The 24,092-nt window shown below is 73.7% G+C and carries 26 protein-coding genes; 9 read left to right on the top strand and 17 right to left on the bottom strand.

The annotated features are described in order from the left end of the window. Positions 1–4: 4 nt before the first annotated feature. The 3 genes from AC3RJ8_RS12100 to AC3RJ8_RS12090 all read right to left on the bottom strand — a co-directional run bounded on the left by AC3RJ8_RS12100 (position 5) and on the right by AC3RJ8_RS12090 (position 3,150). Positions 5–517 (bottom strand): NUDIX domain-containing protein, encoded by a 513-nt coding sequence (locus tag AC3RJ8_RS12100; RefSeq protein WP_489712861.1) that lies wholly within the window; start codon positions 515–517, stop codon positions 5–7. A 5-nt stretch (positions 518–522) separates the two neighbouring features. Beyond that, positions 523–2,319, bottom strand: a complete 1,797-nt coding sequence (locus AC3RJ8_RS12095; protein ID WP_489712860.1) for an acetyl/propionyl/methylcrotonyl-CoA carboxylase subunit alpha — start codon at positions 2,317–2,319, stop codon at positions 523–525. Positions 2,320–2,490: 171 nt separating this feature from the next. Continuing rightward, complete coding sequence (locus AC3RJ8_RS12090; protein WP_489712859.1) at positions 2,491–3,150, bottom strand: Maf family protein; 660 nt, start codon at positions 3,148–3,150, stop codon at positions 2,491–2,493. Positions 3,151–3,302: 152 nt separating this feature from the next. Here AC3RJ8_RS12090 and AC3RJ8_RS12085 point away from each other — a divergent pair, with 152 nt between their 5' ends. Continuing rightward, entirely contained in the window at positions 3,303–4,550 is a 1,248-nt protein-coding gene (locus tag AC3RJ8_RS12085) for a CE1 family esterase (protein WP_489712858.1), read from the top strand. A 17-nt stretch (positions 4,551–4,567) separates the two neighbouring features. Here the strand turns inward: AC3RJ8_RS12085 and AC3RJ8_RS12080 are convergent, their stop codons facing one another. From AC3RJ8_RS12080 to AC3RJ8_RS12045, 8 genes are all read right to left on the bottom strand, one after another. Further along, positions 4,568–5,200: a YitT family protein gene (locus AC3RJ8_RS12080; RefSeq protein WP_489712857.1), complete on the bottom strand. Its 633-nt coding sequence runs from the start codon at positions 5,198–5,200 to the stop codon at positions 4,568–4,570. A gap of 83 nt (positions 5,201–5,283) precedes the next feature. Then, positions 5,284–6,207: an AEC family transporter gene (locus AC3RJ8_RS12075; protein ID WP_489712856.1), complete on the bottom strand. Its 924-nt coding sequence runs from the start codon at positions 6,205–6,207 to the stop codon at positions 5,284–5,286. A gap of 17 nt (positions 6,208–6,224) precedes the next feature. Further along, a complete protein-coding gene (locus AC3RJ8_RS12070; protein WP_489715630.1) occupies positions 6,225–7,937 on the bottom strand; it encodes a DUF885 domain-containing protein in 1,713 nt (570 codons plus the stop codon). Between the two features lie 112 nt (positions 7,938–8,049). Then, positions 8,050–8,271 carry a DUF6458 family protein gene (locus tag AC3RJ8_RS12065; protein ID WP_489712855.1) on the bottom strand — a complete coding sequence of 74 codons (222 nt, stop codon included), beginning with the start codon at positions 8,269–8,271 and terminating at the stop codon, positions 8,050–8,052. A gap of 141 nt (positions 8,272–8,412) precedes the next feature. Next, complete coding sequence (locus AC3RJ8_RS12060; protein WP_489712854.1) at positions 8,413–8,976, bottom strand: hypothetical protein; 564 nt, start codon at positions 8,974–8,976, stop codon at positions 8,413–8,415. Then, complete coding sequence (locus tag AC3RJ8_RS12055) at positions 8,973–9,212, bottom strand: acyl-CoA carboxylase epsilon subunit (protein WP_489712853.1); 240 nt, start codon at positions 9,210–9,212, stop codon at positions 8,973–8,975. Before AC3RJ8_RS12055 ends, AC3RJ8_RS12060 begins: the two co-directional genes overlap by 4 nt. Further along, a complete protein-coding gene (locus tag AC3RJ8_RS12050; RefSeq protein ID WP_489712852.1) occupies positions 9,209–9,754 on the bottom strand; it encodes a hypothetical protein in 546 nt (181 codons plus the stop codon). Before AC3RJ8_RS12050 ends, AC3RJ8_RS12055 begins: the two co-directional genes overlap by 4 nt. 20 nt (positions 9,755–9,774) lie before the next feature. Then, positions 9,775–11,352, bottom strand: coding sequence for an acyl-CoA carboxylase subunit beta (locus tag AC3RJ8_RS12045; protein WP_489712851.1), 1,578 nt, complete (start codon positions 11,350–11,352; stop codon positions 9,775–9,777). Positions 11,353–11,497: 145 nt separating this feature from the next. On the opposite strand from AC3RJ8_RS12045, the gene AC3RJ8_RS12040 reads away from it, so the two are divergent. Next, positions 11,498–12,352: a biotin--[acetyl-CoA-carboxylase] ligase gene (locus AC3RJ8_RS12040; RefSeq protein WP_489712850.1), complete on the top strand. Its 855-nt coding sequence runs from the start codon at positions 11,498–11,500 to the stop codon at positions 12,350–12,352. Positions 12,353–12,399: 47 nt separating this feature from the next. Then, positions 12,400–13,437 (top strand): adenylate/guanylate cyclase domain-containing protein, encoded by a 1,038-nt coding sequence (locus tag AC3RJ8_RS12035; RefSeq protein WP_489712849.1) that lies wholly within the window; start codon positions 12,400–12,402, stop codon positions 13,435–13,437. Between the two features lie 58 nt (positions 13,438–13,495). Here AC3RJ8_RS12035 and AC3RJ8_RS12030 read toward each other — a convergent pair whose 3' ends face one another. After that, complete coding sequence (locus tag AC3RJ8_RS12030; RefSeq protein ID WP_489712848.1) at positions 13,496–14,230, bottom strand: enoyl-CoA hydratase-related protein; 735 nt, start codon at positions 14,228–14,230, stop codon at positions 13,496–13,498. A gap of 44 nt (positions 14,231–14,274) precedes the next feature. Further along, positions 14,275–15,060: an SOS response-associated peptidase gene (locus tag AC3RJ8_RS12025; protein WP_489712847.1), complete on the bottom strand. Its 786-nt coding sequence runs from the start codon at positions 15,058–15,060 to the stop codon at positions 14,275–14,277. A 96-nt stretch (positions 15,061–15,156) separates the two neighbouring features. On the opposite strand from AC3RJ8_RS12025, the gene AC3RJ8_RS12020 reads away from it, so the two are divergent. Next, positions 15,157–16,386, top strand: coding sequence for a multidrug effflux MFS transporter (locus AC3RJ8_RS12020; protein ID WP_489712846.1), 1,230 nt, complete (start codon positions 15,157–15,159; stop codon positions 16,384–16,386). A gap of 121 nt (positions 16,387–16,507) precedes the next feature. After that, positions 16,508–17,749 carry an LCP family protein gene (locus AC3RJ8_RS12015; RefSeq protein WP_489712845.1) on the top strand — a complete coding sequence of 414 codons (1,242 nt, stop codon included), beginning with the start codon at positions 16,508–16,510 and terminating at the stop codon, positions 17,747–17,749. On the opposite strand, the gene AC3RJ8_RS12010 is transcribed toward AC3RJ8_RS12015, so the two are convergent. Then, positions 17,750–18,682 carry a LysR family transcriptional regulator ArgP gene (locus tag AC3RJ8_RS12010; protein ID WP_489712844.1) on the bottom strand — a complete coding sequence of 311 codons (933 nt, stop codon included), beginning with the start codon at positions 18,680–18,682 and terminating at the stop codon, positions 17,750–17,752. A gap of 73 nt (positions 18,683–18,755) precedes the next feature. Between AC3RJ8_RS12010 and AC3RJ8_RS12005 the strand changes: the two genes are divergently transcribed. After that, a complete protein-coding gene (locus AC3RJ8_RS12005; protein WP_489712843.1) occupies positions 18,756–19,373 on the top strand; it encodes a LysE/ArgO family amino acid transporter in 618 nt (205 codons plus the stop codon). Between the two features lie 62 nt (positions 19,374–19,435). Here the strand turns inward: AC3RJ8_RS12005 and AC3RJ8_RS12000 are convergent, their stop codons facing one another. Further along, positions 19,436–20,647 carry an aminotransferase class I/II-fold pyridoxal phosphate-dependent enzyme gene (locus AC3RJ8_RS12000; protein WP_489712842.1) on the bottom strand — a complete coding sequence of 404 codons (1,212 nt, stop codon included), beginning with the start codon at positions 20,645–20,647 and terminating at the stop codon, positions 19,436–19,438. Positions 20,648–20,710: 63 nt separating this feature from the next. Between AC3RJ8_RS12000 and AC3RJ8_RS11995 the strand changes: the two genes are divergently transcribed. Together AC3RJ8_RS11995 and AC3RJ8_RS11990 are read left to right on the top strand one after the other, a co-directional pair. Beyond that, positions 20,711–21,331, top strand: a complete 621-nt coding sequence (locus tag AC3RJ8_RS11995) for a GyrI-like domain-containing protein (RefSeq protein ID WP_489712841.1) — start codon at positions 20,711–20,713, stop codon at positions 21,329–21,331. A 46-nt stretch (positions 21,332–21,377) separates the two neighbouring features. Next, the gene (locus AC3RJ8_RS11990) at positions 21,378–21,968 is read left to right on the top strand and encodes a DUF998 domain-containing protein (RefSeq protein ID WP_489712840.1); all 591 of its coding nucleotides are present in this window, start codon (positions 21,378–21,380) and stop codon (positions 21,966–21,968) included. A 30-nt stretch (positions 21,969–21,998) separates the two neighbouring features. On the opposite strand, the gene AC3RJ8_RS11985 is transcribed toward AC3RJ8_RS11990, so the two are convergent. Beyond that, complete coding sequence (locus AC3RJ8_RS11985) at positions 21,999–22,721, bottom strand: SDR family oxidoreductase (RefSeq protein WP_489712839.1); 723 nt, start codon at positions 22,719–22,721, stop codon at positions 21,999–22,001. A 129-nt stretch (positions 22,722–22,850) separates the two neighbouring features. On the opposite strand from AC3RJ8_RS11985, the gene AC3RJ8_RS11980 reads away from it, so the two are divergent. Then, positions 22,851–23,261, top strand: a complete 411-nt coding sequence (locus tag AC3RJ8_RS11980) for a MerR family transcriptional regulator (protein ID WP_489712838.1) — start codon at positions 22,851–22,853, stop codon at positions 23,259–23,261. Positions 23,262–23,292: 31 nt separating this feature from the next. Here the strand turns inward: AC3RJ8_RS11980 and AC3RJ8_RS11975 are convergent, their stop codons facing one another. Then, positions 23,293–23,763: a hypothetical protein gene (locus AC3RJ8_RS11975; protein ID WP_489712837.1), complete on the bottom strand. Its 471-nt coding sequence runs from the start codon at positions 23,761–23,763 to the stop codon at positions 23,293–23,295. Between the last annotated feature and the right edge of the window lie 329 nt (positions 23,764–24,092).

The following is a 24,092-nucleotide window of genomic DNA, read 5'->3' as shown; positions in this document are numbered from 1 at the left end:
GGCCCTACCCGCGGTCCTCCAGCAGGCCCACGAGGTGGGGCAGGGCCGCCGCGAAGGCCGGGTGCAGGTCCAGGCCCGCGACCGCGGCGAGCGGCACCCAGCGCACCTCGATGCTCTCCGGGTCGGTCGCGGCCACCTCGGTGCGGGCACCGTCGACCGCCTCGGCGAGCACCGTGGTGTACGACCACACGTCGTGGTCGAGGACGTGCTCCGCGACGACCCGGACCGCCGCGGGGTCGATGCCGGCCTCCTCGGCGGCCTCGCGCAGCGCGCCCTGCGTGGGCGTCTCGCCGGGGGAGACGGCGCCGCCCGGGATGCCCCACGTGCCGCCGTGGTGCGACCACGTCGCCCGGTGCTGCAGGACGACGTCGGTCACCGGCCCCGGCGTGCCGTCCGGCGCGGCCGGGGCGCGGCGGACCAGGAACAGCCCGGCCGCGCCGTGCAGCCCCCAGTGCCGGTGGTCACCGCACGCGACCCAGCCGTCACCGGGGTGGCGGTGGTGCACGGTGCCCGACACGTCGATCAGGCGATCTCGCAGATGGCGGTGCCGGCGGACACCCCGGCGCCCGCGTCGAGGTCGAGGCCCTTGATCGTCCCGTCCCGGTGCGCCGTGATCGGCTGCTCCATCTTCATCGCTTCGAGCACGACCACCAGGTCGCCCTCGGCCACCTCGTCGCCCTCGGCCACCGCGACCTTGACGATGGTGCCCTGCATGGGGGAGGCCAGGGTGGTGCCGGCGGCTCCCGTCCCGGTGCCGCGGGTCGCGCGGCGGACCGGGCGCCGCGTCGGCCGGGCGCCGCCCCCCGCACGGCCCATCCCGAGCCCGGCGGGCAGGACCACCTCGAGGCGGCGGCCGCCGACCTCGACGACGACGCGCTCCGGCGGCTCCTCCGGCCCCTCGGCGGCGTCGGGGACCGGCGGGGCGCTCGGGCCGAGCGCCGCGACCGTCTCGGCGAAGTCGGTCTCGATCCAGCGGGTGTGCACGCCGAACTCGTCGGCGGTGGCGTCCTCGCCGGACGTCGGCACGAAGTCCGGCGAGTCGAGCACGGCCCGGTGGAACGGGACGACGGTGGGGATGCCGGCGACCTCGAGCTCGCGCAGGGCGCGGCGGGCGCGCTCCACCGCCTGGGTGCGGGTGGCCCCGGTGACGACCAGCTTGGCGATCATCGAGTCGAACAGGCCCGAGACCGTGTCGCCCTCGACCACGCCCGTGTCGACGCGGACGCCCGGGCCGGACGGCCACCGCAGCGTGGACACGGTGCCCGGCGCGGGCAGAAACCCGGCGGCGGGGTCCTCGCCGTTGATGCGGAACTCGAGCGAGTGCCCCCGCACGGTCGTGGCGTCGTACCCGAGCGGCTCGCCCGCGGCGATGCGCAGCTGCTCGCGCACGAGGTCGATCCCGGTGACCTCCTCCGTCACGGGGTGCTCGACCTGCAGCCGGGTGTTGACCTCGAGGAAGGACAGGGTGCCGTCCGTCCCCACGAGGAACTCGCACGTGCCGGCACCGACGTACCCGGCCTCCGCGAGGATCGCCTTCGAGGCGCGGTCCAGCTCGGCCTCCTGCTCGGGGCTGAGGAACGGTGCCGGCGCCTCCTCGACCAGCTTCTGGTGGCGGCGCTGCAGCGAGCAGTCGCGGGTCGAGACCACCACGACGTCGCCGTGGGAGTCCGCCAGGCACTGGGTCTCGACGTGCCGCGGCTTGTCGAGGTAGCGCTCCACGAAGCACTCGCCCCGACCGAACGCCGCGACGGCCTCGCGCACCGCGGAGTCGTAGAGCTCGTCGATCTCGTCGTGGGTGCGGGCCACCTTCAGACCCCGACCGCCTCCGCCGTACGCCGCCTTGATGGCGATCGGCAGCCCGTGCTCCGCGGCGAACGCGCGCACCTCCGAGGAGTCCGCGACGGGGTCCTTGGTGCCGGGGACGAGCGGGGCGCCGGCGCGCTGGGCGATGTGCCGCGCGCTCACCTTGTCGCCGAGCGCCTCGATGGCGGCCGGCGGCGGGCCGATCCACACCAGCCCCGCGTCGAGGACCGCCTGGGCGAAGCCGGCGTTCTCCGAGAGGAACCCGTAGCCCGGGTGGACGGCGTCGGCGCCGGACCGGCGGGCGACGTCGAGCAGCTTGTCCACGTCGAGGTAGGTGTCCGCGGCGCGTGCGCCGTCGAGGGCGAACGCCTCGTCCGCGAGCTGGACGTGCAGGGCCTGCCGGTCGGAGTCGGCGTACACCGCGACGGAGGCGATGCCTGCGTCGGCGCAGGCGCGGGCGATGCGGACGGCGATCTCACCGCGGTTGGCGACGAGGACCTTCGTGATGGTGGGCACGGCTCACGGTAACGTGCCGCGGACCCCCCTCCGCCACTTCGTGCACCCCGTCCGGGAAGTCTGTGCCGGGTGCCAACGCGCATCGAGGCCGTTTGTGCGGATCCCACATGGACCGGGGGTCCTCGCCCGCCGTGGCGGGTGGTGCGTTGGCGGTTTCGTCAGGCGACCCTGTCAGGCAGGCTCGCCGGGGAGGTCGTCCTGCGGGGTGCGCAGGTCCCGGAACGGGACGTCGACCTCGGCCAGCAGCGCGCGCAGCAGCGGCAGGCTGACCCCCACCACGCCGTGGGGGTCGCCCTCGATCCGATCGACGTACGGCCCGCCCAGCCCGTCGATCGTGAAGGCTCCGGCGACCTCCAGGGGTTCGCCGGTCGCCACGTAGGCCTCGATCTCGGCGTCGTCGAGGTCGGCGAAGTGCACCGTGGTCGAGGACGTCGCGCCGAGCGTGGCCGTGGTGCCGCCGTCGTCGTCGGTGCGACGGTCCACCACCCAGTGCCCGCTGTGCAGCACGCCCGAACGGCCGCGCATCCGGCGCCAGCGCTCGCGGGCGACGTCGGGGGTGCCGGGCTTGCCGACGACCTCGCCGTCGATCTCGAGCATCGAGTCGCAGCCGAGCACCAGCGCGCCGGCCGTGCGCGTGGCGACCTCCTCGGCCTTGGCCTGCGCGAGGACCAGGACGGCATCGACCGGGCCGAGGTCGTCGAAGCGTTCGCGCGCGGCGGCCAGGACGGCGTCCTCGTCGACCCGGGAGACGACGACCTCCGGCTCGACCCCGGCGGAACGCAGGGTGGCGAGACGGGCGGGGGACTTCGAGGCGAGGACCAGGCGAGGCACGTCAGGGAGCCTAGTCGACAGGGCCCAGGGGCTCCCGAACCGTTTCACCACCTGCCCCCTCTCTGTCGACGTATGTCACGTTCGACCCGCGCGGACCTGGTCCGCGGACGGTGACCCGGCAGTGCCGCCGAGGACCACCACGGAGGAGCACCATGCAACGACCGAACCCGACCCGAGGCCGACGGGCGCTGCTGTCGTCGGCCGCTGCCGCGCTGCTCGCCCTCGGCGGGCTGTCCGCACCCGTGGCGGCGTCAGCGCCCAGCGCATCAGTACCGGCCGGTGTCATCACCCAGGCCACCACGGACGGCTGCGGTCAGCCTGCGGGCCTGTCCACCGGCAACCACACCATCACCAGCGGCGGGCAGGCCCGGTCGTTCCGCCTCGACGTGCCGGGCGGGTACGACCCGAACCAGCCGTACCGCCTCGTGGTGGGACTGCACTGGTGGCACGGCACCTCGGCGGACGTGGAGAACCAGGGCTACTACGGCCTCGAGCCGCTGTCGGGCGACAGCACCGTGTTCGTCGCGCCGCAGGGCATCGACAACGCGTGGCCCAACTCGGGCGGCCAGGACGTCGCGTTCATCGACGACGTGCTGAGCGCCGTCGAGTCGGCGCTGTGCATCGACACCTCTCAGCGGTTCGCCACCGGCTTCAGCTACGGCGGGGGCATGAGCAACGCGCTGGCGTGCGCGCGCGCCGACGAGTTCCGCGCCGTGGCGGTGCTGAACGGCGCCCGGCTGTCCGGCTGCGACGGCGGGTCCGAGCCGATCGCCTACCTGGGCTCGCACGGAGTCGTCGACGACGTGCTCGACATCTCCCAGGGCCGGCAGCTGCGGGACCGCGTCCTGCAGACCAACGGGTGCCAGGCGCAGAACGCGCCCGAGCCGGCTCCTGGCAGTGGTACCCACCTCAAGACGACCTACTCGTGCGAGGACGGCTACCCGGTGGTGTGGATCGCCTCGGACAGCGGGCACGTGTGGGACCCGCGCGACCAGGGGCAGAACCAGTCCTGGGTACCGGCCGAGATCTGGGAGTTCTTCACCGCCCTGGCGTCCGACACGCCGGACCCGGACCCCACGCCGGACCCGGATCCCACGGACCCGGCGCCGGGCGAGGACTGCACGGCGACCTACAGCACCGTGAACTCGTGGTCGGGCGGCTTCCAGGGTGAGGTCGCGGTCCGAGCCGACTCGCCGACGTCGTCCTGGACCGTCACCTGGGATCAGACCGGCGGGAGCGTCGACCAGGTGTGGAACGGTGAGGTCACCACGCAGGGTGGGACCGTCGTCGTCCGCAGCTCGTCCTGGAACGGCCAGCTTCCGGCCGGCGGCACGGCGACGTTCGGATTCCTCGCCAGCGGTCAGCCGACGACGCCGGACATGACCTGCTCGAGCACCTGACCGGCGGGGGGCCGGGTTCAGTAGCCCATGTACCGGCCGGGGCGGTGGTTCAGGGCCAGCACGAGGTTGAGCAGCGCGGCGCCGACCGCCGAGACCAGCACGGTGAGCGGCGCGACGACGACCAGGGCGAGCAGCACCACGGCCGTGTCCAGCGCCATCTGGACGTAGCCGGCACGCCAGCCGAGCCGTTCCTGGGCCAGGAGCGCGACGATGTTGAACCCGCCGATGCTCGAGCGGTGCCGGAACACGATGAGCAGCCCGACGCCGGCCAGCACGTTGCCGCCGAGCACGCCGTACAGGGTCGGGACGTCGACCACCCCGAACATCGCGGACTGCAGGACGCTGAACGACGAGACCAGGGCGATCGAGAGGCCGGTGCGCAGGGTGAAGTCCCATCCCTTCTTCCAGATCGCCAGGAGGAAGAACGGTGCGTTGACCAGGGCGAAGAGCCACCCGAACGGGATCTCGACGGCGTAGCTGATGAGTAGCGCGAGGCCAGCGGTGCCACCGGTGACTGCCTGCACGGACTGCAGCAGGTACAGGCCCAGCGACACCACGAACGTCCCGGTGAGCAGGCCGAGGGCGTCCTCCAGGAGGCTGTGCCTGACATTCTCCGGCTTGAGGTCGGACTGGCGGGGTGCGCTGCTCATGGGGTCCCTCCGGGGTCGGGGCGGGTGACGCCGTCGGCCGGGGGTGGTGGCGCGACGGCGAGCCCATGGTCACACGCCGAGCGTCACGAGAGCAGCGCGGCGGCGACGAGCAGGACGACGGGAGAGGCGAGCGTCGTCATGAGGATCGTGTCCCTCGCCAGCACCTCGCCGCGGCGGAACCGCGCCGCGTAGTTGTAGATGTTCTGCGCCGTGGGGAGCGCGGCGAGGGTCACCGCGGAGACGACCGCGGCGTCGTCGAGCCCGAACCCGTAGCGGGCGACGACGAACGCGACGGCCGGCATGAGGACCGCCTTGAGCACGGCGGCCACCACGACGGGACCGCGCCCCTCCGCACCCCGCAGCGGTCGCGAGCCGCGCAGCGACATGCCGAAGGCGAGCAGGATCATCGGGATCGCGGCGCCACCGAGGATCTCCAGCGGAGCGAGGACGACGTCGGGGACCGTCACCCCGGTCAGGGACACCGCCGCGCCGGCCAGCGCGCCCAGGATGATCGGGTTGCGCACCGGCTGGCTGAGGACGAACCCGACGGAGACGCGGCGCGCAGACGTGGTCGAGTCGAGCAGGAGCAGCACCAGCGGGGAGACGACGAGCAGCTGCATCCCGATCACCGGGACCACGGCCGTGGCGTCGTCGAGCACGTAGACCGCCACGGGCAGGCCGATGTTGCCGGCGTTGACGTAGCCGGCGCCGAGGGATCCGATCGTGGCCTCCGGCGCGCGCAGCCGGAACCACAGCAGGTTCACGACGACGAAGCACGCGGCGGTGCTCGCCGCGGCGACCGCCTGCACCAGCAGCGGGGCGACGAGCAGCTCGCCGAGGTCGGCGTCCGCCACGACGGTGAACAGCAGCGCCGGGCTGGCGACGAAGAAGCCGACGCGGTTGAGCACCTCCCGGGCGTCCGGGCCACCGACGCGCAGCCGCGCCGCGAGGTACCCGGCGGCGATGACGACGCCGATGATGGCGAAGCCGGTGAGGATCCCCTGCACGTCAGCCCGGCGCCGCGTCAGCTCAGGGCGTCGCGCAGCACGTCGAGACCGACCGATCCCAGGCCGAGCGCACGGGCGTGGAACGCCCGCAGGTCGAAGTCCTCGCCGCGGGCGGTGGCGGCCTCGCGGGCGTCGTCCCGCGCCTGCTCCCACAGGCGTTGGCCGACCTTGTACGACGGCGCCTGGCCGGGCCAGCCGAGGTAGCGGTCCAGCTCGAACCGCAGGAAGGACTCCTCCACGTTGGCGTTGGCCCGCAGGAAGTCCCAGGCCTTGTCGGCGTCCCAGGTGCCGCCGCCCCACTGCTCGGGGCACTCCTTGCGCAGGTGCACGCCGAGGTCGAGCACCACGCGGGCGGCACGCAGCCGCTGCGCGTCGAGCATGCCGAACCGGTCGCCGGGGTCGTCGAGGTGGCCGAGGTCCGCCATCAGCCGCTCCGCGTAGAGTGCCCAGCCCTCGCCGTGCCCGGAGACCCAGCAGGCCAGCCGACGCCAGGAGTTGAGGGTGTCGCGGGCGGCGACGGCGGCCGCGCACTGCAGGTGGTGCCCCGGGACGCCCTCGTGGTAGACGGTGGTGGTCTCGCGCCAGGTCGTGAACTCCGTGACGCCCGCCGGGACGGACCACCACATCCGGCCCGGTCGCGAGAAGTCGTCGCTCGGCGGCGTGTAGTAGATCCCGCCGGTCTGCGACGGGGCGATGAGGCACTCGATGGTCCGCACGGGCCCGTCGATGTCGAAGTGCGTGCCGGCGAGGTCCTCGACGGCGCGGTCGGCCGTCTGCTGCATCCATGAGCGCAGCGCGTCGGTGCCGTGGAGCGTGCGGGCCGGGTCGGCGTCGAGCGCCGCGACGGCGTCCGCGACCGTCGCGTCCGGACCGGCGATCTCCCGGGCGACCGCCTCCTGCTCGGCGACGATCCGTGCGAGCTCGGCCAGGCCCCACGCGTAGGTCTCGTCGAGGTCGACGGCCGCGCCCAGGAACTCCCGCGAGTAGCGCGCGTACGCCTCGCGACCGCAGGCGTCGTCCTGCGGTGCCAGGGGCGCGAGCTCGCGCTCGAGGAAGTCGGCGAGCTCGGCATAGGCGCGACGGGCCGCCGCGGCACCGCGTTCCAGCTCCGCACGGACCAGGGAGCACGCGGAGGAGCCGTCGAGCACGCGGTCGACCTGCTCGCCCGTGACGAGGGCCGCGAACGCCGAGCCGTCGCCGGCCAGGTCCCGGGACTGCTCGACGACGGCGCGCACCTGGCGGATCGCGGCCACGCGCCCGCGCTCGGCGCTCCACGTCAGGGACTCGCGGTAGCCGTCGAGGGCCTGCGGGACGCTGTTCAGCCGGGCCGCGACGTTCTCCCACGCCTCGACCGTGTCCGTGGGCATCACGTCGAACAGGTCGCGGAGCTGCTGCACCGGGGACTCGATGTTGTTGAGCGCGCACTGCGGGTCGCCCGCGTCGTGCTGCTCGACGGCGAGGCCGACGCGCTCGCGCATCGCGGCCAGGGTGACCCGGTCGACCTCGTCGGCGGGGGCCTCGCCGGCGCCCTCCAGCTCGTCGAGGCGGCGCAGGAGCGCGCGGTCGAGCTCGGCGCGCGCCTCGTGCCCGGCGGGGGAGAGGTCCGGCAGCTCGTGGTCGTGGCCGGGCAGGCCCATCATCGTCGCGTCGATCGGCTGGAGGGCCGCGGCGTCGCGGACGTACGCGTCGGCGACGTCGTCGAGCGGGGTGCTGGAGCGGCCGGCGGCCATGTCGTGGGTCACGCGCCCGAGGTTAACGCGTCATCACGCACGAGCGTCTCTGTTCGTCAGGAATCGAGGCTCGATTCCTGACGAACAGAGACGCTCGCGGTTGAGGTGTGGGTCAGGCCGGCGGGGGTGTGCGGTCGTCGTACCGCTCGACCCGGTGGCTCGTGTGCGAGCGCTGCCTGTTGTAGACCAGACCCAGGATCAGTGCCAGCACACCCGCTGCGATGCAGATGTAGCCGACGATGTTGAGGTTGACGACCTCCCACGTGTCCGGTGCGATCGCGAAGGCGAGGATCGCGCCCACCACGATGAGGAAGATGCCGCTTCCGATACCCATCAGCGTGCCTCCCGTCCCGGGCGCGCGTGCGCCCGTCCCCTCGATCATCACCAGAAGGGCCTGATCACGCACGTGCGGAGGGCGACGCCGTCGGGTCGCGTCGCGGGGACTCACGCACGAGCCCCGGATGCCAGATCCCCGCTACGTCGGTCGCTGCGAGCGGCGGACGTCGTCCGCCCAGCCGCGGTGGTAGCGGACGACGACGGTGTCCGAGCCGGGCGCCCACCACACGGCGACCGGGTCGCCGGGGCGCGGACCGGGCTCGTCACCGTCCGCGACCAGCAACGACCAGGTGTCCTCCGCGGTCTCGGCGTCCCGCGGGTAGGTGAGCAGCCCGCGCAGCATCGTGCCGCCCTTGAGCTCGCGCTCCGAGACGGTGACCGACCCGGTCACGGACCGGGCGTCGGTCCGCAGCGCCGCGGCGGCCTTCGTCGCGGCGGCGAGGCGCTGGTCGTCGCGGTACCGCACCAGCGTCGCGACCGCCGTCACGGCCAGTCCGGCCATCAGCGCCAGCATCAGCCACATCTCCAGCTCGCCGGACGGGTCCTCCACGAGCCGCTGGGCCGCGTACACCCCGGCCGTCACCAGCACCGCCGGCAGCCACAGCCACCGGCGCAACCAGCCGGGGCGGTCCGGCGCCGGCACGTCGCCGAGCGGCGCCTCGACGTCGGCCGCGGTGGGGACCTGCCGCCAGACGACGCTCACGAGCGCAGGCTCCAGCGCCATGCGTCGGCGTTGTGCCGTCCCGCGCGGCCGCCGAAGCTCCGGGCGGTGGCCGCGCCGTTGCCGCGCAGCGACCGGGCGCGGTTCGTCCACTCCTCGACCGGGGCGACGTCGGCCGGCTCGTCGCCCGAGGCCGACACGGCGGCGAGGCCGGCCACCAGGGCGGCCACCTCCACGTCGTCGGGCTCGCCGCGCACCACGCGGAACTGTGCGCTCACAGGTCGTCCTCCTCGTCGTCAGGGTCGTCCCCGAAGCCTGGTGCCATGCCACGGGACGCCGCCCACTCCAGCACCTGGTAGCCGCCGTCCACGAGCCGTGCGGCGGCCTGCTCACCCGCCTCGTCGAGCTCCTCGATGACGCCGTCGAGCGTCATCGACGCCCCGGCCGGCGGGTCCGCCACGACGAAGCCCAGGTAGAAGACCTCGGCCGGGACGGTGCCCTCGGGCAGGTCGGCGTCGTCGTCGGTGTGCTCCGCCTGCGGTCCCGGCCCCCACACGGACGTGGTGAGGTCCGGGTGCATCCCCAGTGCGTCGTGCAGCCGGTCGAACACGGTGGCGTTGAGCGTGCCGACGCGGTTCTCCAGCGCGAGGATGCGCGGGTCGTCGTCCGCCTCCGAGGCGCCGAACTCCGCCCGCACCCCGACCGCCACGTCGACGTACTCGTGCAGGGCGGCCGTCAGCGCGTCGACGGCGCGGTGCATCGGCTCCGGGTCCACGTCACCCAGCGGTGCCGGGCCGTGGGTGGCGTCCTCGTGGCTCATCGGTCGATCTTCTCAGACGTTCACAGCGGGATGTTGCCGTGCTTCTTCGGAGGCAGGCTGGCGCGCTTGGTGCGCAGCGCCCGCAGCGCCCGCACCACCTGGACGCGGGTCTCCGAGGGCCGGATCACCGCGTCGACGTACCCGCGCTGGGCGGCGTCCCACGGGTTCACGATCGCCTCGGTGTACTCGCCGGTCAGCCGGGCGCGCTCCGCCTCGACGTCCTGCCCACCGTCGGCCGCCGCCTTCAGCGCCCGCCGGTGCAGGATGTTCACCGCGCCGGACGCGCCCATGACCGCCACCTGCGCCGTCGGCCACGCGAGGTTGACGTCCGCGCCCAGCTGCTTGGAGCCCATGACGATGTACGCCCCGCCGTAGGCCTTGCGGGTGATGACGGTGACCAGCGGGACGGTCGCCTCGGCGTAGGCGTAGATGAGCTTGGCGCCGCGGCGGATGATGCCGTCGTGCTCCTGGCCGACGCCGGGCAGGAACCCGGGCACGTCCACGAAGGTCAGCACGGGGATGTTGAACGCGTCGCAGGTCCGGACGAACCGGGCCGCCTTCTCCGAGGCGTTGATGTCCAGGGTGCCGGCCATCGACTGGGGCTGGTTGGCGACGATGCCGACGCTCTGCCCCTCCACGTGCCCGAACCCGACGAGCACGTTCGGTGCGAACAGCGGCTGCACCTCGAGGAACGAGTCCGGGTCGAGCACCGTCGCGATGACGGCGCGCATGTCGTACGGCTGGTTGTCGCCGTCGGGGACGATCTCGTCGAGGGCCTCGTCGTCGGCCGTGACCTCGAGCTCCGGCTGGTCCTCGGGCGGGAAGGCGGGTGCGTCCGACAGGTTGTTCTGCGGCAGGTAGCCGACCAGGTGGCGCACGTAGTCGATCGCGTCGTCCTCGTCCTCGCCGAGGTAGTGCGCGACGCCCGAGGTCGCGTTGTGGGTGCGGCCGCCGCCGAGGGTCTCGAAGTCGACGTCCTCGCCGGTGACGGTCTTGATGACGTCCGGGCCGGTGATGAACATGTTGGACGTCTTGTCGGCCATGACGATGAAGTCGGTCAGCGCGGGGGAGTACACGGCGCCGCCGGCGCTGGGGCCGAGGATGAGGGAGATCTGGGGGATGACGCCCGACGCGGCCACGTTGCGCCGGAACATCTCGGCGAACTGGGTGAGCGCGGCGACGCCCTCCTGGATACGTGCGCCCCCGCCGTCGGAGATGCCGATGATCGGGACGCCGGTACGCAGCGCGAGGTCCTGGACCTTGGCGATCTTCTCGCCGTGCACCTCCCCGAGCGACCCGCCGAACACGGTGAAGTCCTGGGAGAACACGCACACCTGACGACCGTCGATCGTGCCGTGCCCGACGACGACGCCGTCGCCCGGCAGGAGCTTGGCGTCCATGCCGAAGTTGCGGCTGCGGTGGGTCGCCAGCGCGTCGAGCTCGGTAAAGCTGCCCTCGTCGAGGAGGGCGTCGATGCGCTCGCGGGCGGTCTTCTTGCCGCGCGCGTGCTGCTTGGTCCGGGCGGTCTCCTCGGGCTCCGCGACGGCGGCGGCGCGACGGCGTTCGAGCTCGGCGAGCTTGGCGGCAGTGGTGTTCACCCCAGCGACCCTAGATGGTGGGAAGCGACGAATCGATGCGCGACAGGCCGTGAGCACCCGTGGTTCTTTGTGGGGACCGTACAACGCGAGGCTCGGCGCTCCCGTCGGACCGTCGTCGGGGCCCCGTCGGTGGTTCCATGGTCCGATGGACCGTCAACCGCTCGACGTCGAGGCGCTGCGTCGCTCCCTGTGCCACACCGACGGGCCGCTCGCCCGCCTGGACGTGGTCACCACCACCGAGTCGACCAGCTCGGAGCTGGCCGCCCGCGTGCGCTCCGGCGACGTCCGGGGGCCGGCGGCGCTCGTGGCCGAGCACCAGACCGCGGGCCGGGGTCGCGCGGGTCGCTCCTGGCAGACGCCGCCGCGCGCCGCGCTGACCGTCTCCTTCGCGCTGCGCCCCGAGGTGCCGTCCGCCGCGCTCGGCTGGATTCCCCTCGTGACCGGCCTGGCGGTGGTGCGCACCCTCGCCGTCCTGGGCTGCGGTGCCCGGCTCAAGTGGCCGAACGACGTGCTCCTCCCGGCGGCGACGCCGGTCGAGGGGCTGGGCAGCCATCGCAAGGTCGGCGGCGTCCTCGCCGAGGTGGTGCCCGACGTCGGCGCACCGGCGGCCCGGACGCCCGCCGTCGTCGTGGGCGCCGGGATCAACGTCTCGCAGACGGCGGACGAGCTGCCCGTGCCGACGGCGACGTCTCTCGCCCTGGCGGGCGCCGCCGCCGACCGGGAGGCGCTGCTGGTCGGCCTCGCACGAGAGCTGGCGGACGTCGTCGGCCGGCTCGAGGCGGCGGCCGGGGACGCCGTCGCCGCCGGGCTCGCCGCCGAGTACGCCGCGGTCTCCGCGACGCTGGGCGCCCGGGTGCGGGCCGAGCTCGCGGGCGGCGACGACGTCGTCGTGGGGCGGGCGGACCGGGTCGCCGACGACGGTGCGCTCGTCCTGGCCACCGCCGGCGGCGAGCGGGTGGTCACCGCGGGCGACGTGCACCACTTGCGGGCGCTCCCGTAGCGCGGACACCCAGGTGCCGCCCAGGTGCCGCTGGCTACAGTGGCCCCGTGACCAGCGACACCCCCCACGACCACGACGTCCCGGCGTCCGACGACACGGCCGGCCGGGTCGACGAGGCGATCCTCGGCGGCCCCCGCACCTACACCCTCGACGACCTCGTCGCGGGGACCGGGTTGTCGCGAGGCTTCGTGGAGTCCTACTGGCGGTGGCTGGGGCTGCCCATCACCCGCGACGACGAGGCGCGCTTCACCGCCGCGGACCTGGAGTCGTTGCGGGAGATCGGTGCGCTGATCGACGAGGGCCAGCTGGACGAGCAGGCCCAGATGACGCTCGTCCGTTCTCTCGGGCACACGGCCGACCGGCTCGCGCTGTGGCAGGTGGAGGCGTTCGTCGAGCACCTCGGGCGCCGGTTCGAGCTGGACGACGTCAGCGCCCGCCTCGCGGCGCTCGAGCGCATCCCGGGGTTCGCCGACATCCTCGCGCGCCAGCTCGAGCACGCGTGGCGCCGCCAGCTCGCGGCCCTCATGGGGCGGTTCGCCACCGAGTTCGGCGGGGTGCAGGGGGCGCGCCCGGTACCGGACGAGCTCCCGCTGCGGCGCGCGGTCGGGTTCGCCGACATCGTGTCGTTCACGAAGCGGACCGCCGGGCTCGGGTCGCAGGAGCTGTCCGAGTTCGTCCAGCAGTTCGAGGCACGCGCTCGTGACGTCATCACCGAGGCGGGCGGCCGGGTCGTCAAGACGATCGGTGACGCGGTGCTCTTCGTCGCCGACGACGTCGCGACGGGTGCGGAGTGCGCCCTCGGTCTCGCCGCGCCGCACGCCACCGCGCAGGAGATCCCGGTGCGCGTGGGCTTCGTGTGGGGGCGGGTGCTGTCCCGGTTCGGCGACGTGTTCGGCCCCGACGTGAACCTCGCCTCGCGGATTACCGAGCTGGCCGAGCCGGCCAGCGTCCTGGTGGACCCGCCCACGGCGGCGCTGCTGGCGTCGTCGTCGCGGTACGCGCTGACGGCACAGGCGCCGCAGGAGGTGCAGGGGCTGGGCGAGATCACGCCTGTGCGCCTGCACCGCGCCTACACGGCGTCCTGACGTGGCGGCGGGACGTCCGTCCGTCCCGACCGCGGGCCTCTCCCACCCCGCAGGCCCTTCAGCGGTCCCAGTGCCCCCGGCAGCAGCCGGAGCTGTGCGCGCCGCTCGGCGGCGAAGGTGCGCCGGTCGCCCGCCGACCACCGACGGTCGAACAGCTGCTTCGCCGCCGCGAGCGCCTCGGGACGCCGCTCGGCGAGCCGGGCCGCGAGGTGGTGCGCGTCGTCGTACGGGGTGTCCGACGCCGTGCCGGCCAGTCCCAGCGCGACCGCGTCGCTGCCGCTGACCTCGTCGGCGGTGAGGTGAGCCGCTTGGCGGTCTCGATCCCGACGAGCTGGGAGAGCGACCGGACCCCGGTCATGTCCGGAACGAGACCGCGGGCGGTCTCCATGACGCACCAGCGCGCGTCGGTCGCGGTGACGCGCAGGTCCGCGGCGAGCGCGAGCTGCAGTCCCGCCCCGAGCACGGCACCGTGCGTCGCCGCGACGACGGGCACGGGCAGGCGACGCCAGGCCCAGCAGGCCTCCTGCAGCGGGTTGGTGCCGCGCCACGTCGGCACGAACGCGCGGGCGGTCCCGCGCGGGTCCCGGGCGGCGGAGCCGAGGTCCATCCCGGCGCAGAACGCCCGCCCGGTGCCGGAGAGGACGACGGCGCGCACCGCCGGGTCGCGACGCAGCCGGTGAGCGGTGGCCCCCAGGTCGTGCACCATGGCCAACGACAGGGCGTTGAGCTTGTCCGGGCGGTCGAGGCGGACGTCGGCGACGCCGTCGGACACGGCGCAGGTCACGTGGCTCATGGCGGTCACCCTAGGGCCTGGCGGCCTCGGCACCTGAGCAGAGCTCAGCCGTCGCCGACGACGTCGGGGTCGAGCGGTTCGGGGTCCGGCTCGATGAGTCCGGGGTCGTCGTGGCGGACGTTGCCGACGCGTGAGCGGACCGGCCGGACCGCCATCGGTGTGCCGGTCGTGTCCAGGAGGCCGTACGCCTCCTCGGCGCCGACGGCCGGGTCGAGCCAGGCGTCCCAGGCGGAGCGGGGGAGGACCGCGGGGGTGCGGTCGTGGATGCGTCCGAGCTCCCCGACGGCGGCCCGCGTCACGATCGTGGCCGAGACCAGCCACCGGTCCGGGTCGTCGCCGGCGCGGCTGCGGTCCCTCCAGAACTCGTAGAGACCCGCGAAGGCCGCGACGCCGTCGTCGGCCGGGTGGATCCAGTACGCCTGCTTCGGGACCTTCTTGGTGGTGGTCGGCAGGTCGAGCCTGCGCCACTCGTAGTAGCCGTCGGCGGGCACCAGGCAGCGCCGCACGGCCAGCGGGCGGGCGAACGCGGGCTTGTCGAGGAGGGTCTCGCTGCGCGCGTTGATCATCCGCGGCCCGACGCCGGGGTCCTTGGCCCAGGACGGGACGAGGCCCCACCGGGCGGCCTGCATCGAGCGGGTGATCTCCCCGGCCGTGGTCCGGCCGTCGGCGAGGCGCTCGCGGCGCGGCTTCTCGACGACGATGCGGACGTCGTCGGTCGGAGCGACGTTCCAGCGGGGGCCGAGTACGCGCGCGTCCTCGGCGACCTCGGCGATCGCGAGGTCGTCGGCCAGTGACTGGGCGTCCGTGAACGACGCGTACCTGCCGCACATGGAACCCATGGTCGCGCACGCCACCGACAGGGCGGGTGAGAGGCGTCACGGGCGAACGCGTCGCGACCGTCGTATCGTTTCGATAACATGGCGGTCATGCCCGAGAACCCCGCCCCGCCGCAGCGTGCCCGCTCGTCCTTCCGGTGGGTCGTCATGCTCGGGTCCCTCGCGGCGATCCCGGCGTTCACGGTCGACATGTACCTGCCGTCGTTGCCGGAGGTCGCCGCCGACCTCGGCTCCGGCCCATCGTTCGCGGCGCTGTCGGTCTCGATCATGCTCGTCGGCGGCGCGGCCGGACAGCTCGTCATCGGGCCGCTGTCCGACAGGTACGGCCGTCGTGCGCCGCTCCTGGTCGGGCTGGCCATGCACGTGGTCACCTCGCTGCTGTGCGCTGTCGCCCCGAACATGCTCGCGCTGGTCGGGCTGCGGCTGCTCCAGGGATTCTTCAACGCCGCCTGCGGTGTCGCGGCGATGGCGATCGTGCGGGACCGGTTCGTCGGCTCCGAGGCGGCTCGCATCCTGTCGCGCCTCATGCTGATCATCGGGATCGCGCCGCTGCTGGCACCGACGTTCGGCTCGGCGGTCGCCGAGCTCGCCTCGTGGCGCTGGGTCTTCGGCTTCCTGGCGATCCTCGGCGTGACCATGGGCGTGATCGTGTGGCGGTTCCTGCCGGAGACCCACCCCGTCGAGCGCCGGTCCACCGGCGGGGCGCGCTCCGTCGTCGGCGGGTACCGGCACCTTCTGCGCGACCGGCACTTCATGGCGCTCGCGCTGCTGCCGGGACTCGGCATGGCCGTGCTCATGAGCTACGTCGTCACCTCGCCCTTCGTGTTCCAGGAGGTCTACGGGCTCAGCCACGGCCAGTTCTCGCTGCTGTTCGCGCTCAACGGCGTCGGGCTCGTCGCCTCGGCCCAGATCAACGCGTCGCTGGTGCGCCGGGTCGCCCCGATCCGCATCCTGCGCACCGCGCTGGTCCTGCAGGGCGGGTGCGCCCTGATCCTGCTCGTCGTGGCCATCACAGGCGCTGGCGGGCTCATCGGGCTCCTCGCCGCGCTGTGGATGGTGCTCGCGTTCACCGGCCTGATCCCCGCCAACGCCTCCGCCATCGCCCTGTCCCGCCACGGCGAGCGCGCCGGGACCGCGGCCGCCGTGATCGGTGCCGTGCAGTCCGGCGTCGCCGGGCTCGTCTCGCCGCTCGCCGGAGCGCTCGGTGGCGGTACCGTCGCGATGACGTCGGTCATGATGGGCGCCTGGATCTGCGCCATGGCCGTACTCGCGTTCGCCACGCCGGCGTTCCGGCGCGGCGGCTGGGTGCAGCTCGCCTGAGCCGACCGCGCCGCCACGGCGCCTCGTCAGGACGTTCCCTCGTGGTGAAGGTGCCGTGAAAGGGACGTTGTCCGGACTCGCCGGGTAGGCCTGAAACGGACGCCCGACCTAAGGTGTCGGTATGGAGAGTGTCAGTCCCCGGCACGCGGGACCTCATGCCGGGCACAGGGTCCTGCGGTGGACCGCCCTCGGGCTCACCGGGATCCTGGCACTCGGCACCGCTGGTGGGGTGGCGGCCTACATCGACCTGCGCAACCAGATCGAGGTGTCCGACGTCGACGCCCTCCTCGGGCGTGACGGTGACCCCGAACCCGTGGCCGAGCCCGAGGAACCGGAGGATCCCAGCGACCCGTTCGCCGGGGACTCGCTGAACCTCCTGGTCATGGGGACCGACTTCCGCGACGCCGCGAACGAGGAGCTCGCCGGCAAGGGCGACGAGTTCAACTCCGACACCACGCTGGTGGTGCACGTCAGCGGTGACCGCAGCCGGATCGAGGCGGTGTCGATCCCGCGCGACTCGCTCGTCGACATCCCCGCCTGTCCCCGGCCGGACGGCAGCACCACCTCGCCCCAGTACGGGGCCATGTTCAACACGGCCTTCGCGCTCGGCGGCGGTCCCGAGAAGGACATCACCGGCGCCGCGGCGTGCACGATCCTCACGGTCGAGGCGCTGACGGGGCTGACGATCGACGACCACGTGGTCGTCAAGATGAACGGTGTGGTGGACATCGTCGACGCCATCGGTGGCGTCCCCATGTGCCTGCCCGAGCCGGTGGTCGGCGACAAGCGCTACAGCGACCTCGAGCTCGGTGCGGGACGCCAGGTGCTCGACGGCGAGACCGCGATCCAGTTCCTGCGGGTGCGCAAGGGCGAGGGCATGGGGCTCGAGCTCGGCAGCGACCTCATGCGCATCGAGCGGCAGCAGGCCTTCATCGACTCCATGCTGCGCGAGGTCCTCGACCAGAACGTCATCACCGACACCCCGGCCCTGTACCGGATGGTCCAGGCGTCGCTGCGTGCGATGTCGACCAGCCCGGACCTGGCCAGCCCCCGCGCGCTCGCGGGCCTCGCGTGGAGCGTGCGGGACGTCGACCCCTCGGGCATCTCGTTCCGGTCGGTGCCCGTCGTCGAGGCCGTCAACGACGCCAACCGGGTCGTGTGGACCGCCGAGGCGGACGAGATCTGGGAGCGGCTCGCCGCCGACGACCCCCTGGTCGACGAGCCCGAGCCGAGCGCGTCGCCGACCGCCTCCGACGACGGTGACGGGGACGACGAGAAGAACGGCGACGACGAGAAGGACGAGGAGGGCGACGACCCCTCGCCGTCGCCGAGCCCGTCGCTGCGGCCGGGGGTCTGCGCCTGATCAGCTCGGCTGGGGCAGGGTGCGTCGCGCCTGCTCGCGCAGCGCGTCGGTGACCCGGGCGAGCACCGTGGAGCGCAGCCGCCACTGCTGGAGGAAGAGCGGGACGTCGACGGAGTCCTCGCTGAGCCAGACGACGTCGTCGGCCGGCTCCAGGACGTCGAACCGGGTGCCGGCCCGGGGCAGCGGACCCCACATGCCCCAGCCCATCCCGGCACGGACGGCCGCGAGGAACGCGACGGTGGACGGCACGTGGTGCCGGGGCGGCGAGGGGACGGCGGTGCCGAGGTCGCGGGCCACCGTGCGCAGCCAGCGGTCCTGCAGGTCGTCGGTGCGGTCGAAGACGACCACGGGAGCGGCGTCGAGCGCCGCGGGGGTGGCGCCGCCGGGGAACCAGCGGTCCACGAAGGAGCGCGTCGCCGCGGGACGGTAGCGCGTGAGTCCGAGCGGGACGGACGTGCACCCCTGCACGGGCTCCCGGTGGGAGGTGACGGCGGCCATGACGGCGCCGGCCGGCAGCAGGTCGACCGTGCGGTCCTGGTCGGCGACGTGCACGTCGAGGCAGACGCCGTCCACCGCGGCCAGGGCCGGCATCAGCCAGGTGGCCAGCGAGTCGGCGTTGACCGCGACCGGGACCGTCACGGGGCGTCCGGTGGTCCCGGCGGCGTCGGGCGTGCCGGCGGGTCCGAGCTCGGCCGCGGCCTCGGCGCCGAGCAGCTCGACCTGGCGGGCGAGCCGCAGCAGCGTGCGACCCGGTGCGGTAGGTGTCGCCGGACGGGTGCGCTGCACCAGCACGGTGCCCGCGGTGTTCTCGAGGGCCCGGATCCGCTGGCTGACCGCCGACGGCGTGATGTGCAGCGCGCGGGCCGCGCCCTCGAAGGACCCCTCGGTGACGACGGCGGCGAGGGCGGCGAGCTGTCCGGAGTCCCAGATCATAGATGAAGTATGCCTTCATCAGGCGCAGTAACATTCGCTGTACTTCACCGGGAGGCCTGTCTAGCGTCGTGGGGTGCTCATCTTCCTCGCCGGCCTCGGGTTCGGGCTGTCCCTCATCGTCGCCATCGGCGCCCAGAACGCCTTCGTGCTGCGCCAGGGCGTGCGCCGCGAGCACGTCGGCGTCGTCGTCGCCGTGTGCGCCGCCTCCGACGCGATCCTGTACGCCGCCGGGGGAGCAGGGCTCGGAACGCTCCTCGAGCGCGCACCCGCCGTCGTCGACGTCGCACGCTGGGCGGGCGCCGCCGTCGTCCTCGGGTACGGCATCCTGTCGGCACGGCGCGCCTGGCGCGGCGGGGAGGAGCTCGAGGCCGCCGACGACGGCGCCGTGCCCGACGCGGGCCGCCGGCTGCGGCCCGTGCTGCTCACGGCCCTGGCGCTCACGTGGCTCAACCCGCACGTCTACCTCGACACCGTGATCCTCGGCGGCTCGGTGGCCGCGACGTACGGGGCCGACCGCGGCTGGTTCACCGCCGGGGCGATGGTGTCCAGCGTGCTGTGGTTCGTCGGTCTCGGCTACGGCGCGCGGTACCTCGCCCCGATGCTGCGGCGCCCCGGCGCGTGGCGGGTCGTCGACGGCGTGATCGCGCTGGTCATGCTGGCGGTGGCGGTCTCGCTGGTCGCCGCGAGGTAGCGCTCGACGGCGCGAGGTAGCGCAGCGCAGCGCGAGGTAGCGCTCGACGGTGCGAGGTAGCGTCAGCGGCGCAGCCTGGCCAGGCGGCCGACGGCGTCGCGCAGCACCTCCGGGCGCTTGACGAACGTGAACCGCACGCGCGAGCGCCACGCCTCGGCCGCCGTCGACCCCTGCCGGCAGAACGCCGAGACCGGCACGCCCACCACACCGGCGAGCTCCGGCAGGCGCAGGCACAGGTCGTGGCCGTCGTCGAGACCGAGCCGTTCGACGTGCGCCGCGCCGTCGGCCACCACGAAGTACGTGCCGCGGGGGACGACGACGCCGAAGCCCGCCGCCTCCAGCCCCTCGCACAGCAGGTCCCGGCGGGCGGTGAGCGACCTTGCCAGTGCCCGCGGTGTCTCGTCGTCGGCGAGCGCCAGCGCGATCGCCGGCTGGAACGCCGAGCCCGAGGTGTACGTCATGAACTGCTTCACCGTGCGCACCGCCGTGACGAGCTCCGCGGGGCCGTGCAACCAGCCGACCTTCCACCCGGTCAGGCTGAACGTCTTGCCCGAGCTGGACACGGTCAGCGTGCGCTCGGCCATGCCGGGCAGGGTCGCCACGGGGACGTGCTCGGCGTCGTCGTAGACGAGATGCTCGTAGACCTCGTCGGTGAGCACGACCGCGTCGCGCTCGCGGGCCACGGCGGCGAGCTGCTCGAGCTCGGCGCGCGTCAGCACGGTGCCGGTGGGGTTGTGCGGCGTGTTGACCAGGAGCAGGCGCGTGCGGTCGCTGGCGGCGGCGCGCAGGGCCGCCACGTCCAGGCGCAGGTCGGTGGTCAGCGGGACGGGCACGTGCGTCGCGCCGGCCAGGGCGATGGCCGCGGCGTGCGAGTCGTAGAACGGCTCGAGGGTGATCACCTCGTCGCCGGGCCCCGTCAGCGCGAGGATGGCGGCCGTGAGCGCCTCGGTGGCCCCGGTGGTGGCGAGCACCTCGGTGTCCGGGTCGACGACGAGCCCGTAGTGGCGGTGCTGGTGCGCGGCGATCGCCCGGCGCAGCTCGGGGACGCCGTCACCCGGGGCGTACTGGTTGCGACCGGCGTCGATGGCCGCCTTCGCGGCCTCCTTGATGTAGTCCGGCCCGTCGACGTCCGGGAACCCCTGGCCCAGGTTGATCGCCCCGGTGCGGTTCGCCAGCACCGTCATCTCCGCGAAGATCGTCTGCCCGACGCCGCCGTCGGGCGCGAGCAGACCGGTCGCGGCGGCGACCTGGCGCCAGCGCGGGGTGGACGTCATGCGCCCGACCCTACCGATCGCCCTCCTGTCGCCGCCGTCGGTGACGGCGGGCATGCTGGGGTCATGCCGAGCGTGGACCTCAAGACGACGTACCGCGAGCTGTACCGGGCGCCGCGCGACCCCGAGCTCGTGACGGTGCCGCCGCGCCCCCACCTCATGGTCGACGGGGCGGGCGACCCGAACACCGCTCCTGCGTACGGCGAGGCCGTCACGTCGCTGTACCCCCTGGCGTACGCGTTGCGCGCCGCGGTGAAGGACGCCACGGGCACCGCCTACACGGTGATGCCCCTCGAAGGACTGTGGTGGGCCGACGACGTCGAGCGGTTCCGCGACCTGCCCCGCTCCGTGTGGCGCTGGACGCTGATGATCAGCCTGCCCGACGACGTCGCGCAGGTCGACGCGGTCGAGGTCGTCGCGCGCACGACGGCGGAACGCGGCCTGCGAGCGGCCGTGCGGCTCGACGAGTTCGGCGACGGCGAGGCGGCGCAGGTGCTGCACGTCGGCCCGTACGCCGAGGAAGCGCCCACGGTGGACGCCCTGCACGCGTTCGTCACCGCCTCGGGGCGCGAGCTGACCGGGCGGCACCACGAGATCTACCTGTCGGACCCCCGGAAGACGGCGCCCGAGCGGCTGCGCACGATCATCCGGCAGCCGGTGACGCCGGTGGACGTCCCCGGCCCGTGACCGGTGGCACTCCCGGAGCGGTGGGCGCGTCGGGGAGGGTGGTGACATGTCGATGTGGTTCCCCGCCGTGTGCTGCTGGTCGTTCGTGGTCGTGTTCCTCGTCGACGGGTGGACCCGCCCGGGCTACGGGTGGGTGCGCCAGCCGGTGAGCGCGCTCGCCCTCGGGAGGCGCGGCTGGCTGCAGACCGTGAACTTCCTGGTGTGCGGCGGGGCGGTCACGGCCGGGGCGCTCGTCGCGCGCGAGGACCTCGGCAACGGGCTGCTCGCCGTCGTCGTCGGCGTGTTCGGCCTGGCGCTCGTGGCGTCGGGGCTGTTCCGGATGGACCCGATGCGCGCGTACCCGCCCGGGACCCCTGACACGACGCCCGAGGAGACGTCGTGGCACCACCGGCTCCACGACCACGCCGGGGCCGTCGTGTTCGCGGCCGTGCCGCTGGCGGCCGTCGTCGCGACCGTCGTGCTGCCGGAGGCCGGCTGGAAGGGGTACTCGGGGACGACGGCCGTCCTGTCGGGCGCCGGGCTCATCGTCTTCGGGCAGGCGTGGGAGGACGACTCCCCGCGGGCCGGCCTCCTCCAGAAGGCGACCATCGCCGTCGGGTGGCTGTGGGTCGGGCTGCTGTTCGTCCGGGCCGCGTGAGCCGCGGCCCGGACGCACAGCTGTCGCTGCTCAGCCGGCCAGCAGCGCGTCGAGCTCGGCGTAGAACGCGGCGGGGTCGCCGGCGAGGGACGCCTTGACCATCGCGGTCCAGTCGTCGACGATCACCTCGATCGAGCCGGTGGCCAGGCCGTCGAGGGACGTGCGCGGCACCTCGCGCGGATCGATCTTCGGCCCGTCGTAGCCCGCGGCGATGGCCGTGTCGGCGGCGCCGAGGAGCACCCCCTGGACGAGCGTGCCCTGCGCGGCGAGCTCGAGGCGCACGCCGTTGGTCATGCTCCACTCGGCCGCCTTGGCGATGGCGTACGAGCCGGTGCCCGGCGCGACGAACCACGACAGGGCCGAGAGGACGTTCACGATCGCGCCGCCGCCGTTCGCCGCCAGGGCGGGGCGGAGCTCGCGGATCACGTCGAGCGTGCCCCAGAAGTGTGTGTCCATCTCGCGGCGCACGTCCGCCAGGTCGCCCGTGGTGAGCGAGGCGCCGGTCGCGATGCCGGCGTTGTTGACGAGCAGGGTCACGTCGCGTGCCGCGTCGGCGGCCGCGACGACGGACTCGTGGTCGAGCAGGTCGAGCCGCAGCGGCACCACTCGGCTGTCGTCGACGTCGAGGCTCTCGGGGCGGCGAGCCGTCGCGTAGACCTTGCTCGCTCCACGGTCGAGCAGCTCGAGCACGAACTCGCGGCCGATGCCGCGGTTGGCTCCGGTGACGAGGGCGATCTGACCGGTGACGTCCATGGGGTTCTCAGCTTTCTCGATGAGTGGTGGCGGGTCCGACCGGGACTGATCGGCCCGATGTCGGCTACGCTAAGAGTTCACGTTGACGTCAAGGGCAAGTACTGAGGCCAGGATCACAGGAGGGCACGGATGCGAATCGGCGAGGTGGCACGCCGGGCAGGCGTCAGCACCAGAGCGCTCCGCTACTACGAGGAGCAGGGGCTGCTCGCCGCGGAGCGCACCGACAGCGGCCAGCGCACCTATCCCGAGTCGGCCGTCGAACGTGTCCGGCTGATCCAGCAGTTCTTCACCGCCGGTGTGCCCAGTCGCACGGTCCTGCAGCTCATGCCCTGCATCGAGACCGGGGAGGCCGCGCCCGAGGTCTTCCAGGTGCTCGCAGCCGAGCGAGACCGCATCACCGCCGCCATGGCCGACCTCGCTGCCGCGCGCGATGCCCTGGACCACATGATCGACGTCGCGAACCACCCGACGCCCGAGCACTGCCCCGGCCTGCGCGAGCCGGCCTGGTCGTCCTACGAGCCGGCCGCCCGGGCGCGGTGAGCGAAGCCGTCGTTGACGGCGCGGGAGACGTTCAGCGACATGCGGCGGACGAGGACCTGCGCTGCAGCCACCACACGAGCTGATCGGTCGGGGCCCGGAGGTCACCGAACTGGAGCGTGGCAGGGTGTCCCGAGTGCAGGACGCGGATCCGCAGGGCACCGCGGTACGTGGACACACCGGCGATCTCGTGCCAGGGCACGGTGGGCCTGCCGCCCATCCGGACCCCGTACGAGGTCACCACCAGGTCGCGCTTCAGGTAGCTGATCTGCATCGCGAGGACGACCCCGGCCAGCACGGCGACGAGGACGAGCGGGCCGATGGACACGAGCAGGGCCAGGGGCCCGAACGCGATCGGCAGGCCGATGGCCGCACCGAGGCAGAGCGCGATCGTGCCGGCCGTCAGGGCGATGGCGACGGTGCGCAAGGTCCTCGGGGCCTGGATGACCACGCGCCCGGAACGGCGCAGCTCGGCTTCCCACTGCTGCGGGCCCGACGCGCTCACCTGCGGTGCGAAGCCGTCGGCTGCACCGCGACCGGTCGGGTCAGGTGCAGCCGAGTGCGGCACGGGCTGTGCAGGCTGGTCCGACATCGTTCTCCTCGCAGGCCGCCATCCCCGGTCCGATCCGGAACCGAGGGCTGGAACGGCTCAGCGTAGCCTCGATCGTTCCGGGGACATCGACCGCCGTCGGGGCCGGCGGTCCGGTCCGCGACGTGCGTGCGATCGCCGCGACGCGTCGCAGCAGGTGCTGCCTGGCGTGTCCACGATTCGGACCGTGGTCAGAGGTCGGTGGCACGGTGCACGGTGCGGCATCTAGCGCGCTGACCAGGGAT

The organism is Isoptericola sp. MSGPD8_1_ISO-PGPR-S23-394 (genome assembly GCF_058072785.1).
This window is presented reverse-complemented; position numbering and strand designations above follow the sequence as displayed.